This window comes from Psychrilyobacter sp. (genome assembly GCF_049671765.1).
Lineage (GTDB): Bacteria > Fusobacteriota > Fusobacteriia > Fusobacteriales > Fusobacteriaceae > Psychrilyobacter.
In genome coordinates this window covers 1-18,066 of sequence record NZ_JBATVM010000004.1, presented here as the reverse complement: position 1 = coordinate 18,066, position 18,066 = coordinate 1, and the positions used below count along the sequence as shown (strand labels likewise).

The window sequence follows — 18,066 nt, the reverse complement described above, 5'->3', positions numbered from 1 at the left end:
GAGTTTTTTCTTCATTAGTTACTATAAAAGACCTTATCCTTATATATGATTTCTCCTAATTTAGGAGAAATCAAGGATAGAGTAGTTAATATTTAGGTTTTTTTTAAGGTTCCATTTAAAGTTGAAGGTTCAATATATAATTTGACATGTAAGGAGTAAAGAAAGAAAGAAAGAGAAAGGGTAAAGGAGAAGAGATATGAAAATAGATGTTCTGGTAGCAGAGATCGGAAGCACTACAACAGTTGTCAATGCATTTGGAAATTTAAATGGAGAAAATCCAAAATTTATAGGGCAAGGACAGGCTCCTACCACTGTAGATCAAGGGGATGTAAACATAGGTCTTATGGATGCTACATATGATCTAAAAGAAAAAATGGGAATTAAAGATTTGGAATATGATGAGTTCTTGGCTACAAGTAGTGCAGCAGGAGGCTTGAAGATGACTGTTCATGGATTAGTATATGATATGACAGCAAAAGCAGCAAAGGAAGCGGCGCTTGGAGCAGGAGCAAATATTCATATGGTTACATCGGGAAAACTTCGAAGAACCGATCTAAAGGAAATAGAGAGGATAAAACCAAATATAATTTTACTTGCTGGAGGAGTAGATTATGGTGAGCGGGATACAGCTCTATATAATGCAGAACTTCTAGCTAAACTTGATTTGGATATTCCTATAATCTATGCAGGAAATATTCAAAATTGTGAGGAGATAAAATTAATATTTGAGGATTATGGAAAAGAAAAACTTTTAAAAATAGTAGAAAATGTATACCCAAAGATTGATAGGTTAAATGTAGAGCCTGTAAGACGTGTGATTCAAGATGTTTTTGAAGAACATATAATTCATGCTCCAGGAATGGAGCAAGTGAGAGATATAGTAAGCGGGCCTATAGTACCTACTCCAGGAGCAGTAATGGAATCCTCTAAAATTTTGAAAGAAGTTATAGGAGATTTGGTTACTATAGATGTGGGAGGAGCTACTACAGACATCCACTCGGTAACTGAAGGAAATGAAGAGGTAACACGTATTTTGATCTCTCCAGAACCTGTAGCCAAAAGAACTGTAGAGGGGGATCTAGGAGTCTATGTAAATATGAAAAATATAGTTCAGTTAATTGGAGAAAAAAACTTAGCTAAGAAGTTATCTATAGAAGCAGAGGAATTAACAGAATATCTTTTGAATTTTCCACCTATTCCTAAAAGCGAAATAGAGATAAAAATAGTAGAAATTTTAACTGAAAAAGCCTTGATTATGTCAATTCATCGACATGCTGGGGGATATACACATCTCTTTGGTGAAACTAAAAAAACTTTAGCCGAAGGGAAAGATCTTACTAGTGTTAAGTGGATAATAGGAACTGGAGGGGCGTTAACTCGCATCCCAAAAAGGGTAGAGATCCTAGAAAAAATAGCAGTGAGTAATAAAGGAGATAAACTTCTACCTACTCCAGAGGCAAAAATATTGATAGATAATGATTATATTATGGCTTCTTTAGGAGTCCTTTCAAAATATAATAAAGAGTCAGCAGTTAAATTGTTGAAAAAAAGTTTAAAAATAGAGGAGGTGAAAGCTTTATGACTGAATACCCAAGAGTGGTAGTAGATCTAAATAAGATAAGAGAAAATGTAAAATTTTTGACAAAAAAATGCAAAGAATCCCAGATAGATGTAGTGGGAGTAACCAAAGTTTTTTCAGGAAGTATAGAGATAGCTAAAACCTTAGTAGAGGGAGGAATAAAATATTTAGGAGATTCTAGAGTGGAAAATTTAAAAAAATATGAAAACCTAGATGTTCCTAAAGTAATGATCCGTTTACCAATGAGATCCCAAATAAAAGAAGTAATAAAACATGTAGATATAAGTTTAAATAGTGAAATATCTACAATAGCTCTCTTAGATAAAGAGGCTGGTAAGCAATATAGGGTCCATAGAATCATTTTGATGCTTGAGTTAGGAGACCTTAGAGAAGGAGTTTTACCAGAAGATGTAGAAGATTATGTAGAACAAATAAATTCTATGAAAAATATTAAATTAGAAGGGATTGGTGTGAATTTGACATGCTATGGAGGGATAATTCCTAGTTTTGATAATTTAGGGCAATTAGAAAAGATTTCAAATTTAATAGAGGAAAAATATGATTTAAAGCTAAATATTATATCAGGAGGTAATTCTAGTAGTCTAGACCTTTTATGGAAAAATAATATGCCTCCTAAAATAAATAATTTAAGATTAGGAGAATCGCTTATTTTTGGTCGTGAAACAGCGTATGGAAAAGAACTGGAAGGCTGTTTTTATGACAGTGTAAAATTAGAGGTAGAAATAATAGAATTAAAAGAAAAACAGTCTTATCCAGTTGGGGAAATTGGATTCAATGCTTTTGGAGAAAAACCTGTGTTTATCGATAGGGGGAAGAGAACACGTGCAATTTTGGCTATTGGAAAGCAGGATGTAGACCAATCTAATCTGGAAGCAATGGATAAAAAAATAATAATATTAGGTGCTAGCAGTGATCACTTGGTATTGGATGTAACCGAATCAAAGAACAAATATCAAGTAGGAGATATCGTAAAATTTAAGTTGAATTATGGGTCTCTTTTACAGTTGACCACATCGCCTTATGTAAAGAAAGTGTTTGATTAGACTTGACAAAGTTAATTATTCATTATAGAATAACTCTCGGAAAAGAAAAATTTAGATAGAGGTCGCAATGTTAAATAGTAATCTTAGGCTAGTAATGACAAGCTTTGAACTTAAGATGAAAGGTAAATTTGCCGAAATATAAAGAAAAAAGTCAAAATTCTTTGTATTGGGATTATGGATAAAATCCATAAGACTGTCACCATATAAAATTGGTGATGTGCTATTAAATGATTTTGAGCATAGACCTTATTTAAGTTTTATTGTTGGAGTTATTGATAGTGTTATCGATAGCTCTTTTTTGTTACTTACAAGTAAAAAAAAACAGGAGGGAATTGATTATGGGGAGTAAGATGAAAAAGGAGACAACGTTTATTTATGCATTGGTACCATTGCTATTTTTAATGGGGAGTTTATTTTATGCAATTCAAATTGCACATATTGATGTACATATACCTATTTTAGCATCAGCATTTTTTGCGGCTGGAGTTGCAATATTTGGTTTAAACTATACATGGAATGAGATAGAAGAGGGAATGATGGAGACTATTAAGATGTCTTTACAAGCAATTATAATTCTTATGATAATTGGAATGGTAGTAGGAACTTGGATTCAGTCTGGTGTAGTACCGACTATGATTTTTTATGGGTTAAAGATTTTATCACCAGGAATATTTTTACCTGCGACAGTTATGATATGTGCTATTGTAGCAATAGCAACTGGTTCATCATGGACAACAGCAGCAACAGTCGGAATTGCACTTATTGGTGTAGGAGAAGGTCTTGGGATACCTAGAAATATAGTTGCCGGTGCTATCATATCTGGAGCATATATGGGAGATAAATTATCACCATTATCAGATACAACAAATTTAGCCCCAGCAATGGCAGGAACAGATTTATTTACACATATTAAACATATGCTATATACAACAGTACCTAGTTTTGTTATAACTCTAATTATGTTCGCATTTCTTGGAAAAAAATATACAGGAGTAGCATTAAATACAGAATTAATTGATAGAATTTTAGGCACTCTAAGTGGTAACTTTAATCTTAATCCTATATTATTATTAGTGCCAGTTATAGTAATCGGTGCAGTAGTGATGAAGGTTCCAGCAATTCCTGGACTATTTTTCGGTTCTATTCTAGGTGGGATAGCATCAATTGTTTTCCAAGGGGCAACAGTAGGATCGGCATTTACAGCTTTGCATTATGGTTATGTAGGGGAATCTGGATTAGCAATGGTAGATGATCTATTAAATAGAGGGGGACTTGACTCTATGATGTGGACTATTTCATTAATTATTTGTGCTATGATTTTAGGTGGAATAATGGAAAAAACGCAGATGTTAGCAACTTTAGCATTGAAAATTTTATCTGTTGCTCATAACACTGGAAATTTAATATTAGTAACGATAATAACTCCAATTTTTGTAAATTCAGTAGCTGGAGATCAATATCTTTCGATAGTTATTACAGGAAGAATGTTTAAAGAAGCATATGCAGAAAGAGGATTACATCCTAAAAATCTTTCAAGATCGTTAGAGGATGCAGGAACGTTAACTTCTCCATTAATTCCTTGGAATACATGTGGTGCTTATATGATTGCTACCTTAGGGTTAGCACCATGGACTTATGTTCCATATTGTTTCTTAAACTTAATTAATCCAGTTATAGCTATAATCTATGGATATACAGGATTTTCAATTGAAAAACTAGAAAAAGTAGAAAAGGTAGAAGCAGAAGTATAAAAAATAAGAATTCCTCCTAATTTTAGGAGGAATTCTTTTACTTTATTACAATTTCTTTTACTCTTCCAACTTGTCCATCTGTAAGCCTTACTTTTATCCCATGGGGATGAAACTTACTGTTAGTCAGAAGATCCTGTACTGTTCCATAAGTTAATTTACCACTTCTTTGATCATTTTTTAAAACAATTGCTACTTCTAAACCAGATTTTACATCACTTCTATTTCTTCCATCCATTATAATAACTCCTTCTATCTATTATGATTATGTTTCAAAGAATTTTACCATGAAAATTACTACTTTTAAAGTTCATTGTTATTTTATATCTTTAATAAGTTCAAATCCAGTTATATTTGTTATTCCTAAACCAGGTTTATTAGATAAAATTATTTTAGATCCATTCATAATTATCCCACCATCTAATGGATTTTCACTACAGAGAGCTGGACCATCTAAATCTATTCGAGTTATAATAGAACTCTTTGCTGCTGCCAGATGAGCTGCTGCTGTAACGCTTATTCCTGCTTCTAACATACAACCAATCATACATGGTATATCATAGATCTCACAGATATTAATTATTTTTAAAGCGTTTGATATTCCTCCTGTTTTCATTAATTTAATATTGACAATATCAGCAGCTTTTCTAGTGATAACTTCTATTGCGTCTTTAGGCGAAAAGATCGATTCATCCGCTAAAATTGGAGATAAGACCTCAGATGTTATTTTTATCATTCCATCTATATCACTAGCTTTTACAGGTTGTTCTACAAAATCTAAAACAATTCCATATTCTTCGATCTTCTTAATGGCATAAAGTGATTCCTTTACACTCCATCCTTGATTGGCATCTAATCTCAATTTTATATTAGGTCCTACTGCATCATAGATAGATTTAATTCTAAAAATATCTTCTGTAATATTTTTACCTACTTTGATTTTTAACTGATCAAAGCCTACTTCTATAGCTTTCAAGCTGTCAGCTACCATCTTTTCGACACTGTCTACACTGATAGTTAGATCGGTTTTTAATTGACTAGGGCCACCTCCTAAGACTTTGTATAGGGGCCTGTTCATAGACTGAGCAAACAAATCATAAAGAGCTATTTCTACAGCTGCTTTTGCGCTGGTATTTTTTATTATTGTCCTATGAACAATATTTATTAGAGTATTAAAATCTTCAATATTTTTACCTATTAACTGTTTTCCGATAAGGGTTATAGCTCCAATTATAGAGTCATGGGTATCGCCTGTAATAACAGCAGTTGGAGGAGCTTCTCCAAATCCACTATGTCCAGTATTAGTTTTTATAATTATAACTATATCTTCTACACTTTCCACCGTTCGAAGTGCAGTTTTAAATGGTGTTATTAGTGGGACATTAATTTTTCCAATTTCTATCTTTTCTATAATCATAAGATTCTCCTCCTTTTTACATTGTACTTAGTAGAAGTTTACCATGAAATTAGGTTTTTTTACCTTTTAATTTTCAAACAATAAGGGGATTAGTTAGGAATTAAAAAAGGAGTTAAAGCGTAAAATTATTAACAATATCCTCAAATATCAAAAGATCAATATTAAACTTTTATAAAGTTTAACATTGATCTTTTGAGTTTATAGAAAACTTATAACTGACTTATTTAACGTTTTTATTTTTATTGAGATGGTTGAAGACTGTGTCTGCAATGAAAAGAAGTACTGTTACTCCTAGTATTGCAAATAATATTAAACTAATTGGCCCTTCACTTGCTAAATTCATTTTTGTTTGTATGATTAGGTTCATATGATAAACTAACCATACTTCCTCCTTTTTTTATTTTTATTAAATTAAACTTTATTTTTATAAAGTTTTAATTCGTTTAAACTTAAATTCGAACTAATTTTATACGTTTTTTTGATGATTGTCAAGAAAAATAGTTTTAAATTAAAAAAAATAATATAGCGTTTAATTAGACTTAAATTTTAAATGATTTTAAGTTTGGTGAATGAATATTTATATTACACAACTCAAGAAAGTACTTGCTATAAAGAAAAATTTAGATGACTATAATTTTTGGAAGTGAATAAAAATAAACTTGGATTATTCTATAAATAGAATTTTCTTATTTTTATAGGAAAATATAAAAATATTCGAATATACTTAGAGAATACAGAAAAAATTAACTAGAGGTGATTTTATGGTTTCCAAGGTGCTTAGTTCAAGTTATATAGGTATAGAATCATATATATTAGAGGTAGAAGCCGATATTATGGCAGGATTACCCAGCTTTAATATAGTGGGGTTAGCAGATGTGGCTATCTCTGAAAGTAAGGAAAGGGTCAGAGCCGCTGTAAAAAATAGTGGATATGAAATACCTGCGAGAAGAATAGTGATAAATCTATCTCCTGCAGGAATAAGAAAGGAAGGTGCTTCCTTTGACCTATCTATAGCTATAGGAATATTAGCTAGTTTAGGAGAGGTGGAAAATCAAAAGTTAGAAAAATATATAGTATTAGGAGAACTATCTTTAAATGGTAATATTAGAAAAATAGATGGAGCTATAAATTCAGTTATTTGTGCTAAAGAAAATAGTGTTTCGGGAATAATTTTACCAAGAGAAAACTATTTAGAAGCTAGTGTAATAAAGGGAGTGGAGATAATACCTGTGGATAATTTGGTTCAGGTAGTTGAATTTTTAAATGGTAAGATAGAGATAGAATCCCCAGAAGTGGAGACAAATAAAAAAGAAGATACTTATTCAATAGATTTTAAGGAGGTAAAAGGGCAAATTCAAGCTAAAAGATGTATAGAGATAGCAGCAGCAGGAGGGCATAATTTTTATATGATAGGAACTCCTGGAGCAGGGAAATCTATGTTGGCAAAACGATTGCCTACTATATTACCCCTCATGAATGAGGATGAAATAATCGAATCAACTAAGATATATAGTAGTACAGGACTGCTGACAAAAGACATGCCTATAATAAATAAGAGACCATTTAGAAGTCCTCATCATAGTAGCTCTATGGTTTCTATTGTAGGAGGAGGGAGGGTTCCAAAAGCTGGTGAGATAAGTTTGGCTCATAATGGTGTTTTATTTTTAGACGAAGTAACGGAATTTCCAAGATTGGTTTTAGAAACATTGCGACAACCTCTAGAGGATAAAAAAGTATCCATAACAAGAGCAGAATATAGGGTAGAGATGCCAGCAGATATGATTCTTATAATGGCTTCAAATCCATGTCCGTGTGGGAACTTGTTTGAAAATAAATGTAGTTGTAGTCTATCTCAAATAAATAGATATCAACATAAAATTTCAGGACCTCTATTAGACAGGATAGATCTATATTTGGAAATCAAGAAATTGTCTCGTGAGGAATTAGCTTCTTATGAGGAGGGAGAGAGTTCGTTAGAGATAAGAAAAAGGGTTGAAAAAGCAAGGAAAATACAGTGGGAAAGGTTTGGGAATTCAAAAATTAATGGGAATATGACTCCTAAGGAGATAAAAATATACTGTAAATTAGACAATAAAAGTAAAAAAATACTGATTGATTCCATAGATGTATTTGGTCTTTCTGGTAGGAGTTATGATAAAGTTCTTAAGGTTGGAAGAACAATAGCTGACTTAGAAGGGTCTAAAAATATAGAATTACCTCATATTATGGAAGCTCTTAGTTATAGAAAAAAATAGATTACATTTAGGCTTTCTTAACTGAAAGCTTTTTTCTGATTTAGCAATCTTAAAACTTAAAATTCTAAAAAAAGGAGAGCTACTTCGAAAAAAACTCCCCATATTATTATAGAATATTTTTGTTATTATTTTGCTTTTAATCGTTTTTATTTAGCCATTTATTAAGTGCTTTTATATATTTATCATTTTCTTCTACAAATGGCATATGACGACTGTATTCAAATAACTCCCATTCTGAGTTAGGAATTTTATCATACATTGTTTTTGCAATAAGTGGAGAACAAAGATCTAATAAACCGCTGATAATTAGACACGGTTCCTTTATATTTTCGATTTCTTTTGTAAAATTAAAGTTTTTTAAAGTTCCAGAGGGACAAAATTCATTTTGTCCCCATGCAGTTATATAAGATTCTGTTCCAGAAACTTTTGTACGTCTCAAACATTCTGGAGAATCTGATGTGATTTCCCCTGCACAATGTCGAATCATAAATTCTGCTTCTGCTTTTTGATACTCTTCAGATGAATAATCCCTAGTTTTTTCAGCTTGAGAAATAGCTTTTTGCATCTCTCTTGGGAGATATGCAACTCTCCTACGCTGTTCTTTTTCCCATATAGAAGCAGATGGTAAAGTGCTAGATAATATATAACTTTTTATTCCATTAGGTTTGTAATCACAAGCGTATTGAATGGCTTGCATTCCACCCCAAGATTGACCTAATAAATGAATTTCATCTAAATCTAAGTGTTCACGTAACAAAACTAATTCATCGATCCATGTTTGTGAATTCCATAGATCAGGGCGAGAAGGTGTAGCAGAGAGTCCACATCCTAATTGATCATACATGATAACAGCACGGCCATCTTTTGCTACTTTATCAAGAACTTCAAAATAGTTGTGAGTTGATCCAGGTCCACCATGTAATAAAACTAAAGGTTTTTTATCCCCTATACATTCTCCTACTATGCGATAATAAGTTTTGTATTCTAAATATGGCATATAACCTTCGGTAATTTTCATAAATAGTACCTCCATAGTTAATTATTAAATGTTTTTATATTTTGTTTTCAAAAGGAATAGCTCTATATCAAAATTAAACTCATAGTTTATAAAACTATGAGTTTTTGATTAGTTTATTATATTTATAATACTATTATTTCTAAATGTCAATCAGTTTATTAAAAAAATAAATAATTTTTTTTAAAATAGTTGTTTTATTTAAAGTGTATATGTTAATATATAGTTCAATAAAAAGATTAAACAAATGAAAAATTAATTTTTAATATGAAATTCAATATATTTGAAAAAATAAAATATTTAAAAATAAATAAATAAAAAAAAATTGTAAAAAATATATTATGAATTGTCATTTTAAAATTATTTGTTGTATTTTAATGTTAAATATTTTATTAAAATAAAGGTTATTTTAATAATTATATAATATATAGTTATAGTGTTTAAAATCATTTTTATTTTCTTTTTAGAGAGAGACTTGATTTTTTATAAATACAAAAGCAATATCAATTTTTTAAATCGGGGGGAATGATAAAAATGGAAAAAGCAGTAAAAAAACCGTTTGGATTTTATGTATGCTCACTTGCATTCACACTAGAAAGGTTTGCATTTTATTCGGCTAAATGGTTAATTGCAGTGTTCTTAGTTGCTAAGATAGCAGATGGGGGATTAGGAATTGGACCAGGAGATGCAGCAAAAATAACAGCAAATTTAGTAGCATTTACTTACTTAGCACCAATAATCGGTGGATATCTTTCAGACAGAGTATTTGGAGCTAGGTATCTTGTACCAATTGGGATGCTATTCATGGGGGCAGGTTATTTAGTCGGATGGCAAGCTAATAGTATAGGGATGGTTAACTTAATGATTATCTTAGTATCTTTAGGTACAGGATTGTTTAAGTGTCAAACAAATGCTATAACAGGGAGACTCTTCAAAGATCCTGGGGAATTAGACGGAGCATTTTCTACTCAATATTCATTCGTTAATGTTGGTGCTTTTTTAGGAACAACTATTATCGGTTTACTTGTTGGATTTAAAGGGTATTCTTTCTGTTTTTTAGTTATTGCAATAGTAATGTTTATTAATGCAATCTTCTTTGTATATGGGTGGAGATTTCTAGGGGAAACAGGTAAAAAACCATTTAAAATTACTGAAAATAAAGAAGAGAAAAAAGCAGTGGAAAAAGAAGAAAAAGTTCCTTTAACTCTAATTGAAAAGAAAAGAATTGGTGCTATTGTATTGGTATCGATCTTCTCAATTATTTTCTGGGTACTATGGTACTTAGCATATATGCCTGTTTATTACTATTGGGGTGGAGACAATGGGGCTGCAAACTGGATGATTGGAAACTTTACAATTCCTACAGCTTGGTTTGATTCATTAAATGCATTCATGTGTATTGCACTAGGACCAATTTTAGGTAAATTATGGTCTACATTAGCTAAGAGACCTAAAGGAGATTTAAGTATGTTTAAGAAAACTGCCTTAGGTATGATGCTTATGGGGTTATCATATGTGATATTTGCAGTAGCTGATATTTCAAGAGGAAATAATCTTGCTCCTATCGCTTGGATAATCGCAATGGGTGTTGTATTATCTACTGGTGAAATGGTATTTTCTCCACTTGGAAACTCATTTATAGCAAAATTTTCTCCACCAAGATTATTAACTGGAATGATGAGTATTTGGGTATTAGCAGTATTCTTTGCAGGTAAATCATATGGGTACTTATATGCATATACTTTAAAATTTGATTTTGCAAAGGCATATTTTGTTATTGCTGCAATTGCAATCGTTGCAGGGATTATCCTTTGGGGACTAGATAAAAAGTTGAACAGTCTAGTTGTAGAGGAAGTAGAGGCAGAAGAAGTAGTGGTTTAATTGAGTTATTAGAATAAATTTTTTTAAATTAAAAACTATAAACATAGATGCAAAAAAAATCTATGTTTATAGTTTTTTTGTTATTTAAGAAATTATATTTGCAAGGGCATATAAAACTATGATTAGTTTACTATATAAATATGAAATTTAAAAATGTAACTTTTATAGATTACCTTGTAATTACTTGTTATAAGTGATAAAATTAATGGTAAAAAAGCAGTATTAAACTGCATTCACTTGGGAATAGTTTAAATTATGCAACTTAATTTATTACATAATTTTATAAATTTCTAAGCAATAAAATTTTTTAGGAGGCAAAAGAAAGATGATTGGAATAGGAATCGTTGGATTACCAAATGTAGGTAAATCAACATTATTTAATGCAATAACAAAGGCAGGAGCCGCAGAAGCAGCAAATTACCCTTTTTGTACCATAGAACCAAATGTAGGAATGGTAACAGTACCGGATAGTAGATTAGATGAATTATCTAAAATAATAAACCCTCAGAGAGTGCAAAATGCTACGGTAGAATTTACAGATATCGCAGGCTTAGTAAAAGGTGCTGCTAGTGGAGAAGGATTAGGAAATAAATTCTTAACAAACATCAAAAATACACAGGCAATATGTCAAGTTGTAAGATGTTTTGAAGATGAAAATGTAATCCATGTAGATGGATCTGTAGATCCAATAAGAGATATTGAAGTAATAAATGCAGAACTTATCTTAGCAGACTTAGAATCTGTAGAGAGAGGTATTGAAAAACAAAGTAAGTTACTAAGAGCAAAGAATAAAGAAGCTATGGCACTGGTACCTGTTTTAGAAAAATGTAAAACTCATTTAGAAAATTCTAAATTATTAAATACTCTAAAATTAACTTTAGAAGAATTAGAAACTATAAAAGGATATCAATTATTAACTGTAAAGCCTATGATGTTTGCTGCTAATGTATCTGATAGTGACCTTGCTACAGGAAACAAATATGTAGAACAGGTAATTGAACATGTAAAAGATCTTAATGCAGAGGTTGTAATTGTATCAGCTCAAGTTGAATCTGAATTACAAGAGATGGAAGAGGAAGATAGAGAGATGTTTTTAGAGGAATTAGGAGTAACTGAACCAGGATTAAATAGGCTTATTCGTGGTGGATATAAATTACTCGGACTTCAAACTTACTTTACAGCAGGTGTAAAAGAAGTTAGAGCATGGACTATAAAAGTAGGAGATACTGCTCCTAAAGCTGCTGGAGAGATCCATACTGATTTTGAAAAAGGATTTATTAGAGCCAAAGTAGTAGCATATGATGAATTTATTAAAAATAATGGTTGGAAGGGTTCTCAAGAAGCTGGATCACTTAGACTTGAAGGGAAAGAATACATTGTAAAAGATGGGGATCTAATGGAATTCTTATTTAATGTATAAAGAGTAATAATGAGATTGTATTTAATTAAATATAATTTTAAGTTTATAGTTTATTAGAATAATAAAAAGAAATGAACCTTAGGGTTCATTTCTTTTTATATACGAAAGATATAAAATTCACAAAGGATTGTGGAATTGATTGTAATTTAATAAAAAATATGTTAATGTTGTTACAAGTGTTCAAAATATAACTATATTGTAGACGACTTCTTTATTTATGTGTATAATATAAACAAATTAAATTTATTAATGTAATGTAGGAGATAAAAGATGAATATAAAAGAATTTAAACTTGGAATGATGCCAACAAATGCTTTTTTAGTTTGGAAGGATAAAGAAGCTATTTTATTTGATTGTGGTGGAGCGAACTTATCAGAATTAGAAAATTTTATAGAGGAAAATAAGATTCTTTTAAAGAAAGTTATTTTTACCCATGGTCACTATGATCATATAGCGGGATTAATAAAATTGAAAGAAATTTATCCTAATGTAGAAGTATATATAGGAGAAGAAGAGAAAAATTTTTTTATAGATTCTGCATTGAGTCTCTCAGATTACCTAGCGAAAGTAGATTTTAAATACGAAGATAATTATAAAACATTAAAAAATGGTGAGACTATAGATGAATTTTTAGTAATAGATACCCCTGGACATACTCAAGGTGGAAAATGTTTTTTCCATAAGGAATCAGGAATATTAATTGCAGGGGATACCATGTTTAAAGGAAGTTATGGAAGGTATGACTTACCAACTAGTGATGGGAAGAGTTTATTTGCTAGCTTAAAAAAGTTGTGTGATACTCTGCCCGCTGATACAAAAGTATATAATGGTCATTCAGGAATGACTACTATTGGGGAAGAAAAGGATAATTTAACTAGGAATGGAATTATTTAAGGAGGGAAAGATGACTATAGAAAAAGCAACTTTATTGCTTAAAATGATGTCTAATCCAATAAGATTAGGAATCTTGAGGGAGTTATCACTTAGAGATGAAATTTGTGTAGGAAACTTGGAAGAACTCCTAAATGTCTCCCAGTCTAGTGCTTCTCAACACTTGGCACATCTCAGAAATTCTGGGATAGTATGTTCTAGAAAAAATGGGAAAAAAGTTTGTTATAAGGTTTCAGAGGAAAGTGTAAAAGATATTTTAAGAGCATTGAATATATAGTAGAAAAAATGACTTTCAATAGAAAGTTATTTTTTTTTGAAATTTTTTAAACTTTTTTGGAATATCCTTATATAGATATTCACTTCTCCCAATTAAGTTCAAGGATTACCTTGATCTTAAAAGTGAATGAAAGAGGAGATGTGCTTTAGACTTTTTATCATGATTGGGGAATAATATGTATGTAAGCAAGAAAACATTAATTAGGAATACTGGATTTAAAAAAATTATTGTTTTTTTAATTTTGGAGGCGAGAAAGGTGAAAAAATTATTATTATTAGGAGCTATATTAGTTGTTGGAACAACTGCATTTGGTTATGAACATGCTAACGTAGCAACTCAAGGTGGAAATTTTAATTATGGAACTGAATCAAATGCACTAAAGAGAGGTGAACATTTTTATTCTGATGATACTCAACTTAAACATAGTGGTGTCTTATTAAATGATAACGTGGTTAAAGTATCGAACCTTGGAAATATCACTAAGAATGATAAAGTAGATGGTAGAGAGGGAGTAAATATGTTTAGGCTTGAGAATGTCAATGGTAAGTATGCTGAGGCTGAGACTGAAATTATTGTAGACATAATGAGACCTGTAGAAATAGAATCTGAAGAAGATATGCTAGCCTTTAGTGCAATGCCAGGAGAACATTTAGAAATTGGTGACTTAACATTTGAATTAAATGGTACCGGACAAGTAACTGTTGATTTTCAATTTACCGGTGATTTATTTAAATCTGATGTTCTAGATAAGGGTTCACAAGCCAGAGTAAAAGGTTGTCTTGACTGTGGTTTCTCTGAAGTAGATGTTGACTTGACTAATGTTGGAGTTTTGTCGGCTAGTGGTTGTGTATGTTGTGGTGAATGCGATGAGCCAGCATTGTTACCGAAGGTAGAAGTTGATTTATATCTAAACTTTAAAGAGGATGCTATTGGTACAAAAGAAGGGCGTATAATTGCAACAGCTAGATATGAATAGATTGAATAAATAGAATAGATTGAATAAATAGAATAAATAGATTAAATAAGCAGGCACTTAGCCTGCTTGTTTATTTATAATTGGAAAATTTCTTGACTGTGTTAAACTTGTTAATTTTTTTATATTTAAAAAAAGGAAATAAAAGTGTACTGAGTATCTTATTAAAAGAGTAAATCATATTAATTATTAGGGGATGTATAAAATGAAAAAGTTAATTTTTCTGTTTTTCATAATGGTAAGTATAAGTTTTGCATTGGAGATATCTAACATAGATCCTCTTGATTTTGGAGTAGTAGTCGAAGGAGATAAAGGGGTTTTATTAACTAATGTAGGAGTTTATGTAGATGGAAAATCAGGGAAAAATGTAGAAATAGTTGTTCCTGAAATCTATGATTTAAGTGGAAATAAGATGATTATCAAAGTAAGAGAGAAAAAAATTAGATTAGATGAAAGCGGAAAGGGAAAATTTAGATTGGATGTAAAACTAGAATTAAATAATACAAAAGGGGGTAAGTCCTTAAAAGAAAATTTATATGTAAAGGTCTTATATGTGGATTAGGGGGAATACGATGAAAAAAAAATATATCGTTATATTTTTTTTATTCCTGTCTATTATTTCATTTGGGAAAGAATTTAAAGGAAGTTACGAAGAAGGATACATAGAAATAAATATAAATAAAAAAATTAAGTATTCCTTTTTTCCCGTATATATGGATTATTCCCAAGAAGAGCCTTATATAGGTATGATGAATTTTTTTGCTTTGATCATGGCGAAAGGTATGAAAATAGATAGAAAAAATAAAACAATATACGGTAAGATGGGATACATAGATTATAAATTTTATTATGGAGATACTGAATATATTGATGGAGAAGGGGATATATATATAAGAGGAACAGATTTGTCTCAGGTTTTTGAATTTAAAGAATATAATTGGAGTACAGAAACATATTCAATGAAGATTAAAACTAAGTTTAAAACTCCCTCAGAGATCTATTTGGAAGAAGAAAAAAAAATTAGAGAATTAGGAACTGATGGAAAGAAAGAGATAAAAGATGAAGATGTGTATTATCAAAAGAGAAAGTTTTTTACTCCTGGGGCAGTTCGTCTTAGATATATTAACAATGGGGTAGAAGACTTATGGGATGAAGGGATTAATGATAATAATAAAGGGAATGCTTCTGTTGGATATAACACTCAAATGTTATATGGAGATTTTACCACTACAGGATTTGTCTATCCAGATAGTAGTTTGGGATATACAGCTTTAAAATACAATGAAATTTTAGATAATAAGAGTATAATTGTTGGAGATGTGTATATGCAGACCTATGATTTTTTGGGCTCCAATACATTAACAGGGATAGCTGTTCAAGATTGGAATGGGACTGGAGATATAGAAGTGGGGCAGACATCTATTAGGGGATTTGCTTCGTATAACTCTACGGTAGAATTATATAGGAATGGTAGTTTATATAGATTTGCCAAAATAGGAAAAGATGGTTTCTATGAATTTGAAAATATCAATATTCAAGGGTACAGTGATATCTATACTATAAACATATATAATTTTGATGGTTCTATAGAGGTAAGACAGGTTTCTATGATGAGTGGTAATAAAATCCTAAAGAAAAATAAGATAGACTACAGTTTTTTAGTGGGGACTCATACAGATATGAATGGAGAAGAAGCAATTAATATAGAAGAAAAAGAAGTGGAAGGAAATATCAAAGTTTCTTATGGATTAACTAATAATTTAACTATAGGAACTGAATATATAAATAATCTCACAGAAGAAGGTGGTTATAATTATCCGCAAGAATTAATAGGATTAGACCTCTATTATACAACTGGGGCAGTAAAATATCCTACATATTTTCAATTTTCAGAAGTTTATGATCTAAAAGATTATTTAAGAACAGAAGATTTGAATACCCATATAGGAAAGATAAGACAGAGAATAGGCGGAAATATACTTTCCTTAGAAGGATATATGTATGGTGATTTTCTATCTAGATTAAAAGGCTATGAAAATAGGTATCTAGCTAATTGGAGTGCAGGAATAAATAAATATTGGGGATATAACTTAACTTATGACAATATAGATTATTTTGGATATTACACAAAGGAAACGGGGAGTGCGGAGATCTATAGAAATAAAGGTGGAATTTCCCATGAATTGGGAATTTCATCTCCATTTCTAGAAAAATATGGAGATCCCGAAATGTATTATCATTATTCAAATAATAATATCGAAATATTTAAGACTAACTTAAATTTTATTTTGAAAATAAATTCTGATTTAGAGGAGTTTGAGGATGATACAAATCTAAGAATAGCTCTCAAAACTAGAGAAAATAGAAGACAAAAGATTGGAATATATGCTAAATACAATTCTAAAAATGAATATGAAGTGGGATTAGAAGTTAGCTATAAAATATCTAATTGGCTAGAAATTATGGGTGATTCATCTTATGATGGTGATAAGAATAGTTATAGTGCTGGTATAGAAATAGAAAAAACTATTATTTTGGAAAAACCATTAACAAGTAATTCTAATCCATATTCAAGTAATTCTTGGATGGATGGGAAGGTGTTTATGGATAATAATAATAATGGTGAATATGATAGTGGAGAAGTTCTTTTAGAAGGAATAGAGGTAAATGTTGGAAGAAAAAAAGGAGTGACAGATAAAGATGGGGCATATTTTATAGATCATATATCTTCTTATGAAAAAAAAGAATTTAAAATTAATTTAGAAAGTTTAGATCCTATGTTACAAGCAGGAAATAATAAAAAATATATTAAATTATATCCAGCAACAGGGGGACATATAGATATACCTATTCAAATAATTTCAATGATAATGGGAAATGTAAAGTTTCCTCAAGATAATTTGGATGCAGTGAAAAAATTCCCTATAATATCCCAACTTTATGTTAAATTAAAAACTTTAGATGGTAAGTTAGTAAAAGAGCAGAGGTTAGAATCTGAAGGATTTTATATGTTAGAGGATATTCTTCCAGGTAATTATATCTTAGAGATGGATTATAGGGGAGATGGAAAAATAAATTTTGAAGAAAAATCTAAAAAATTAGAAATTAAAATGGATAAATATGGAAGTTATTATGAGGACTATGATTTCAAGATAATTTCTTATGAAAAGGAGTAGATAATATTATGATGAAGAAAATTATGTGTTTGTATTTGTTGATATTTTCAATAGTCTATGGTAGCTTTCAATTGGCGCCTCAGGTTCAGAAAATAAATTTCAATAGGCCAGTAACTAAAGAGATACATTTAAATAATCCAACTGATAAATTAGTAAAAATAAAAATATATTCACAGCGGCCAAAAGATCAAAAGACAAAATCACTCTATATGGGGGATTGGATAATTGCTTATCCTAAAATTATAATCCTGAAGCCTAAAGGTAAAAAAATAGTAAGGATGGCTGCTAGACTTCCCAAGGGTTTGGGAAATGGCGAATATAGAAGTGAGTTAGTATTTGAAGAACAACCTATTCAGAGTTATAATAATGA

The 18,066-nt window shown here is 30.4% G+C and carries 16 protein-coding genes and 1 riboswitch; of the genes, 12 read left to right on the top strand and 4 right to left on the bottom strand.

Translation table 11 applies throughout. The features are described from left to right. The first annotated feature begins 196 nt into the window (after window positions 1-196). The 3 genes from WBG30_RS00205 to nhaC all read left to right on the top strand — a co-directional run bounded on the left by WBG30_RS00205 (window position 197) and on the right by nhaC (window position 4,394). Window positions 197-1,582: a GlmL-related ornithine degradation protein gene (locus WBG30_RS00205; protein WP_424502628.1), complete on the top strand. Its 1,386-nt coding sequence runs from the start codon at window positions 197-199 to the stop codon at window positions 1,580-1,582. Beyond that, window positions 1,579-2,643, top strand: coding sequence for an ornithine racemase Orr (orr, locus tag WBG30_RS00200; RefSeq protein ID WP_424502627.1), 1,065 nt, complete (start codon window positions 1,579-1,581; stop codon window positions 2,641-2,643). Before WBG30_RS00205 ends, orr begins: the two co-directional genes overlap by 4 nt. Before the next feature lie 48 nt (window positions 2,644-2,691). Next, window positions 2,692-2,874, top strand: a riboswitch (Lysine riboswitch). 107 nt (window positions 2,875-2,981) lie between these two features. Then, a complete protein-coding gene (gene nhaC / locus WBG30_RS00195) occupies window positions 2,982-4,394 on the top strand; it encodes a Na+/H+ antiporter NhaC (RefSeq protein WP_424502626.1) in 1,413 nt (470 codons plus the stop codon). 37 nt (window positions 4,395-4,431) lie between these two features. Here nhaC and WBG30_RS00190 read toward each other — a convergent pair whose 3' ends face one another. The 3 genes from WBG30_RS00190 to WBG30_RS00180 form a co-directional block, all read right to left on the bottom strand. Beyond that, complete coding sequence (locus tag WBG30_RS00190) at window positions 4,432-4,629, bottom strand: YwbE family protein (protein ID WP_424502625.1); 198 nt, start codon at window positions 4,627-4,629, stop codon at window positions 4,432-4,434. Window positions 4,630-4,707: 78 nt separating this feature from the next. Next, window positions 4,708-5,808, bottom strand: coding sequence for a dipeptide epimerase (locus WBG30_RS00185; protein ID WP_424502624.1), 1,101 nt, complete (start codon window positions 5,806-5,808; stop codon window positions 4,708-4,710). Window positions 5,809-6,028: 220 nt separating this feature from the next. Next, a complete protein-coding gene (locus WBG30_RS00180) occupies window positions 6,029-6,175 on the bottom strand; it encodes a hypothetical protein (protein ID WP_424502623.1) in 147 nt (48 codons plus the stop codon). 394 nt (window positions 6,176-6,569) lie between these two features. Here WBG30_RS00180 and WBG30_RS00175 point away from each other — a divergent pair, with 394 nt between their 5' ends. Next, window positions 6,570-8,063 carry a YifB family Mg chelatase-like AAA ATPase gene (locus WBG30_RS00175; RefSeq protein WP_424502622.1) on the top strand — a complete coding sequence of 498 codons (1,494 nt, stop codon included), beginning with the start codon at window positions 6,570-6,572 and terminating at the stop codon, window positions 8,061-8,063. Between the two features lie 136 nt (window positions 8,064-8,199). Here the strand turns inward: WBG30_RS00175 and pepI are convergent, their stop codons facing one another. Next, on the bottom strand, window positions 8,200-9,081 hold the full coding sequence (pepI, locus tag WBG30_RS00170; RefSeq protein ID WP_424502621.1) for a proline iminopeptidase: 882 nt from the start codon (window positions 9,079-9,081) through the stop codon (window positions 8,200-8,202). Between the two features lie 531 nt (window positions 9,082-9,612). On the opposite strand from pepI, the gene WBG30_RS00165 reads away from it, so the two are divergent. The 8 genes from WBG30_RS00165 to WBG30_RS00130 form a co-directional block, all read left to right on the top strand. Then, on the top strand, window positions 9,613-10,959 hold the full coding sequence (locus tag WBG30_RS00165; RefSeq protein WP_424502620.1) for a peptide MFS transporter: 1,347 nt from the start codon (window positions 9,613-9,615) through the stop codon (window positions 10,957-10,959). Window positions 10,960-11,284: 325 nt separating this feature from the next. Further along, the gene (gene ychF / locus WBG30_RS00160) at window positions 11,285-12,379 is read left to right on the top strand and encodes a redox-regulated ATPase YchF (protein ID WP_424502619.1); all 1,095 of its coding nucleotides are present in this window, start codon (window positions 11,285-11,287) and stop codon (window positions 12,377-12,379) included. 270 nt (window positions 12,380-12,649) lie between these two features. Then, on the top strand, window positions 12,650-13,273 hold the full coding sequence (locus WBG30_RS00155; protein WP_424502618.1) for an MBL fold metallo-hydrolase: 624 nt from the start codon (window positions 12,650-12,652) through the stop codon (window positions 13,271-13,273). Between the two features lie 10 nt (window positions 13,274-13,283). After that, window positions 13,284-13,547: an ArsR/SmtB family transcription factor gene (locus WBG30_RS00150; RefSeq protein ID WP_424502617.1), complete on the top strand. Its 264-nt coding sequence runs from the start codon at window positions 13,284-13,286 to the stop codon at window positions 13,545-13,547. 256 nt (window positions 13,548-13,803) lie between these two features. After that, the gene (locus WBG30_RS00145; protein WP_424502616.1) at window positions 13,804-14,523 is read left to right on the top strand and encodes a hypothetical protein; all 720 of its coding nucleotides are present in this window, start codon (window positions 13,804-13,806) and stop codon (window positions 14,521-14,523) included. A gap of 202 nt (window positions 14,524-14,725) precedes the next feature. Further along, the gene (locus WBG30_RS00140) at window positions 14,726-15,082 is read left to right on the top strand and encodes a hypothetical protein (RefSeq protein WP_424502615.1); all 357 of its coding nucleotides are present in this window, start codon (window positions 14,726-14,728) and stop codon (window positions 15,080-15,082) included. A gap of 10 nt (window positions 15,083-15,092) precedes the next feature. Then, entirely contained in the window at window positions 15,093-17,696 is a 2,604-nt protein-coding gene (locus tag WBG30_RS00135) for a hypothetical protein (protein ID WP_424502614.1), read from the top strand. An 8-nt stretch (window positions 17,697-17,704) separates the two neighbouring features. Then, window positions 17,705-18,066 (top strand): hypothetical protein (locus WBG30_RS00130; protein ID WP_424502613.1); only part of this gene is annotated, 362 nt, incomplete at its 3' end.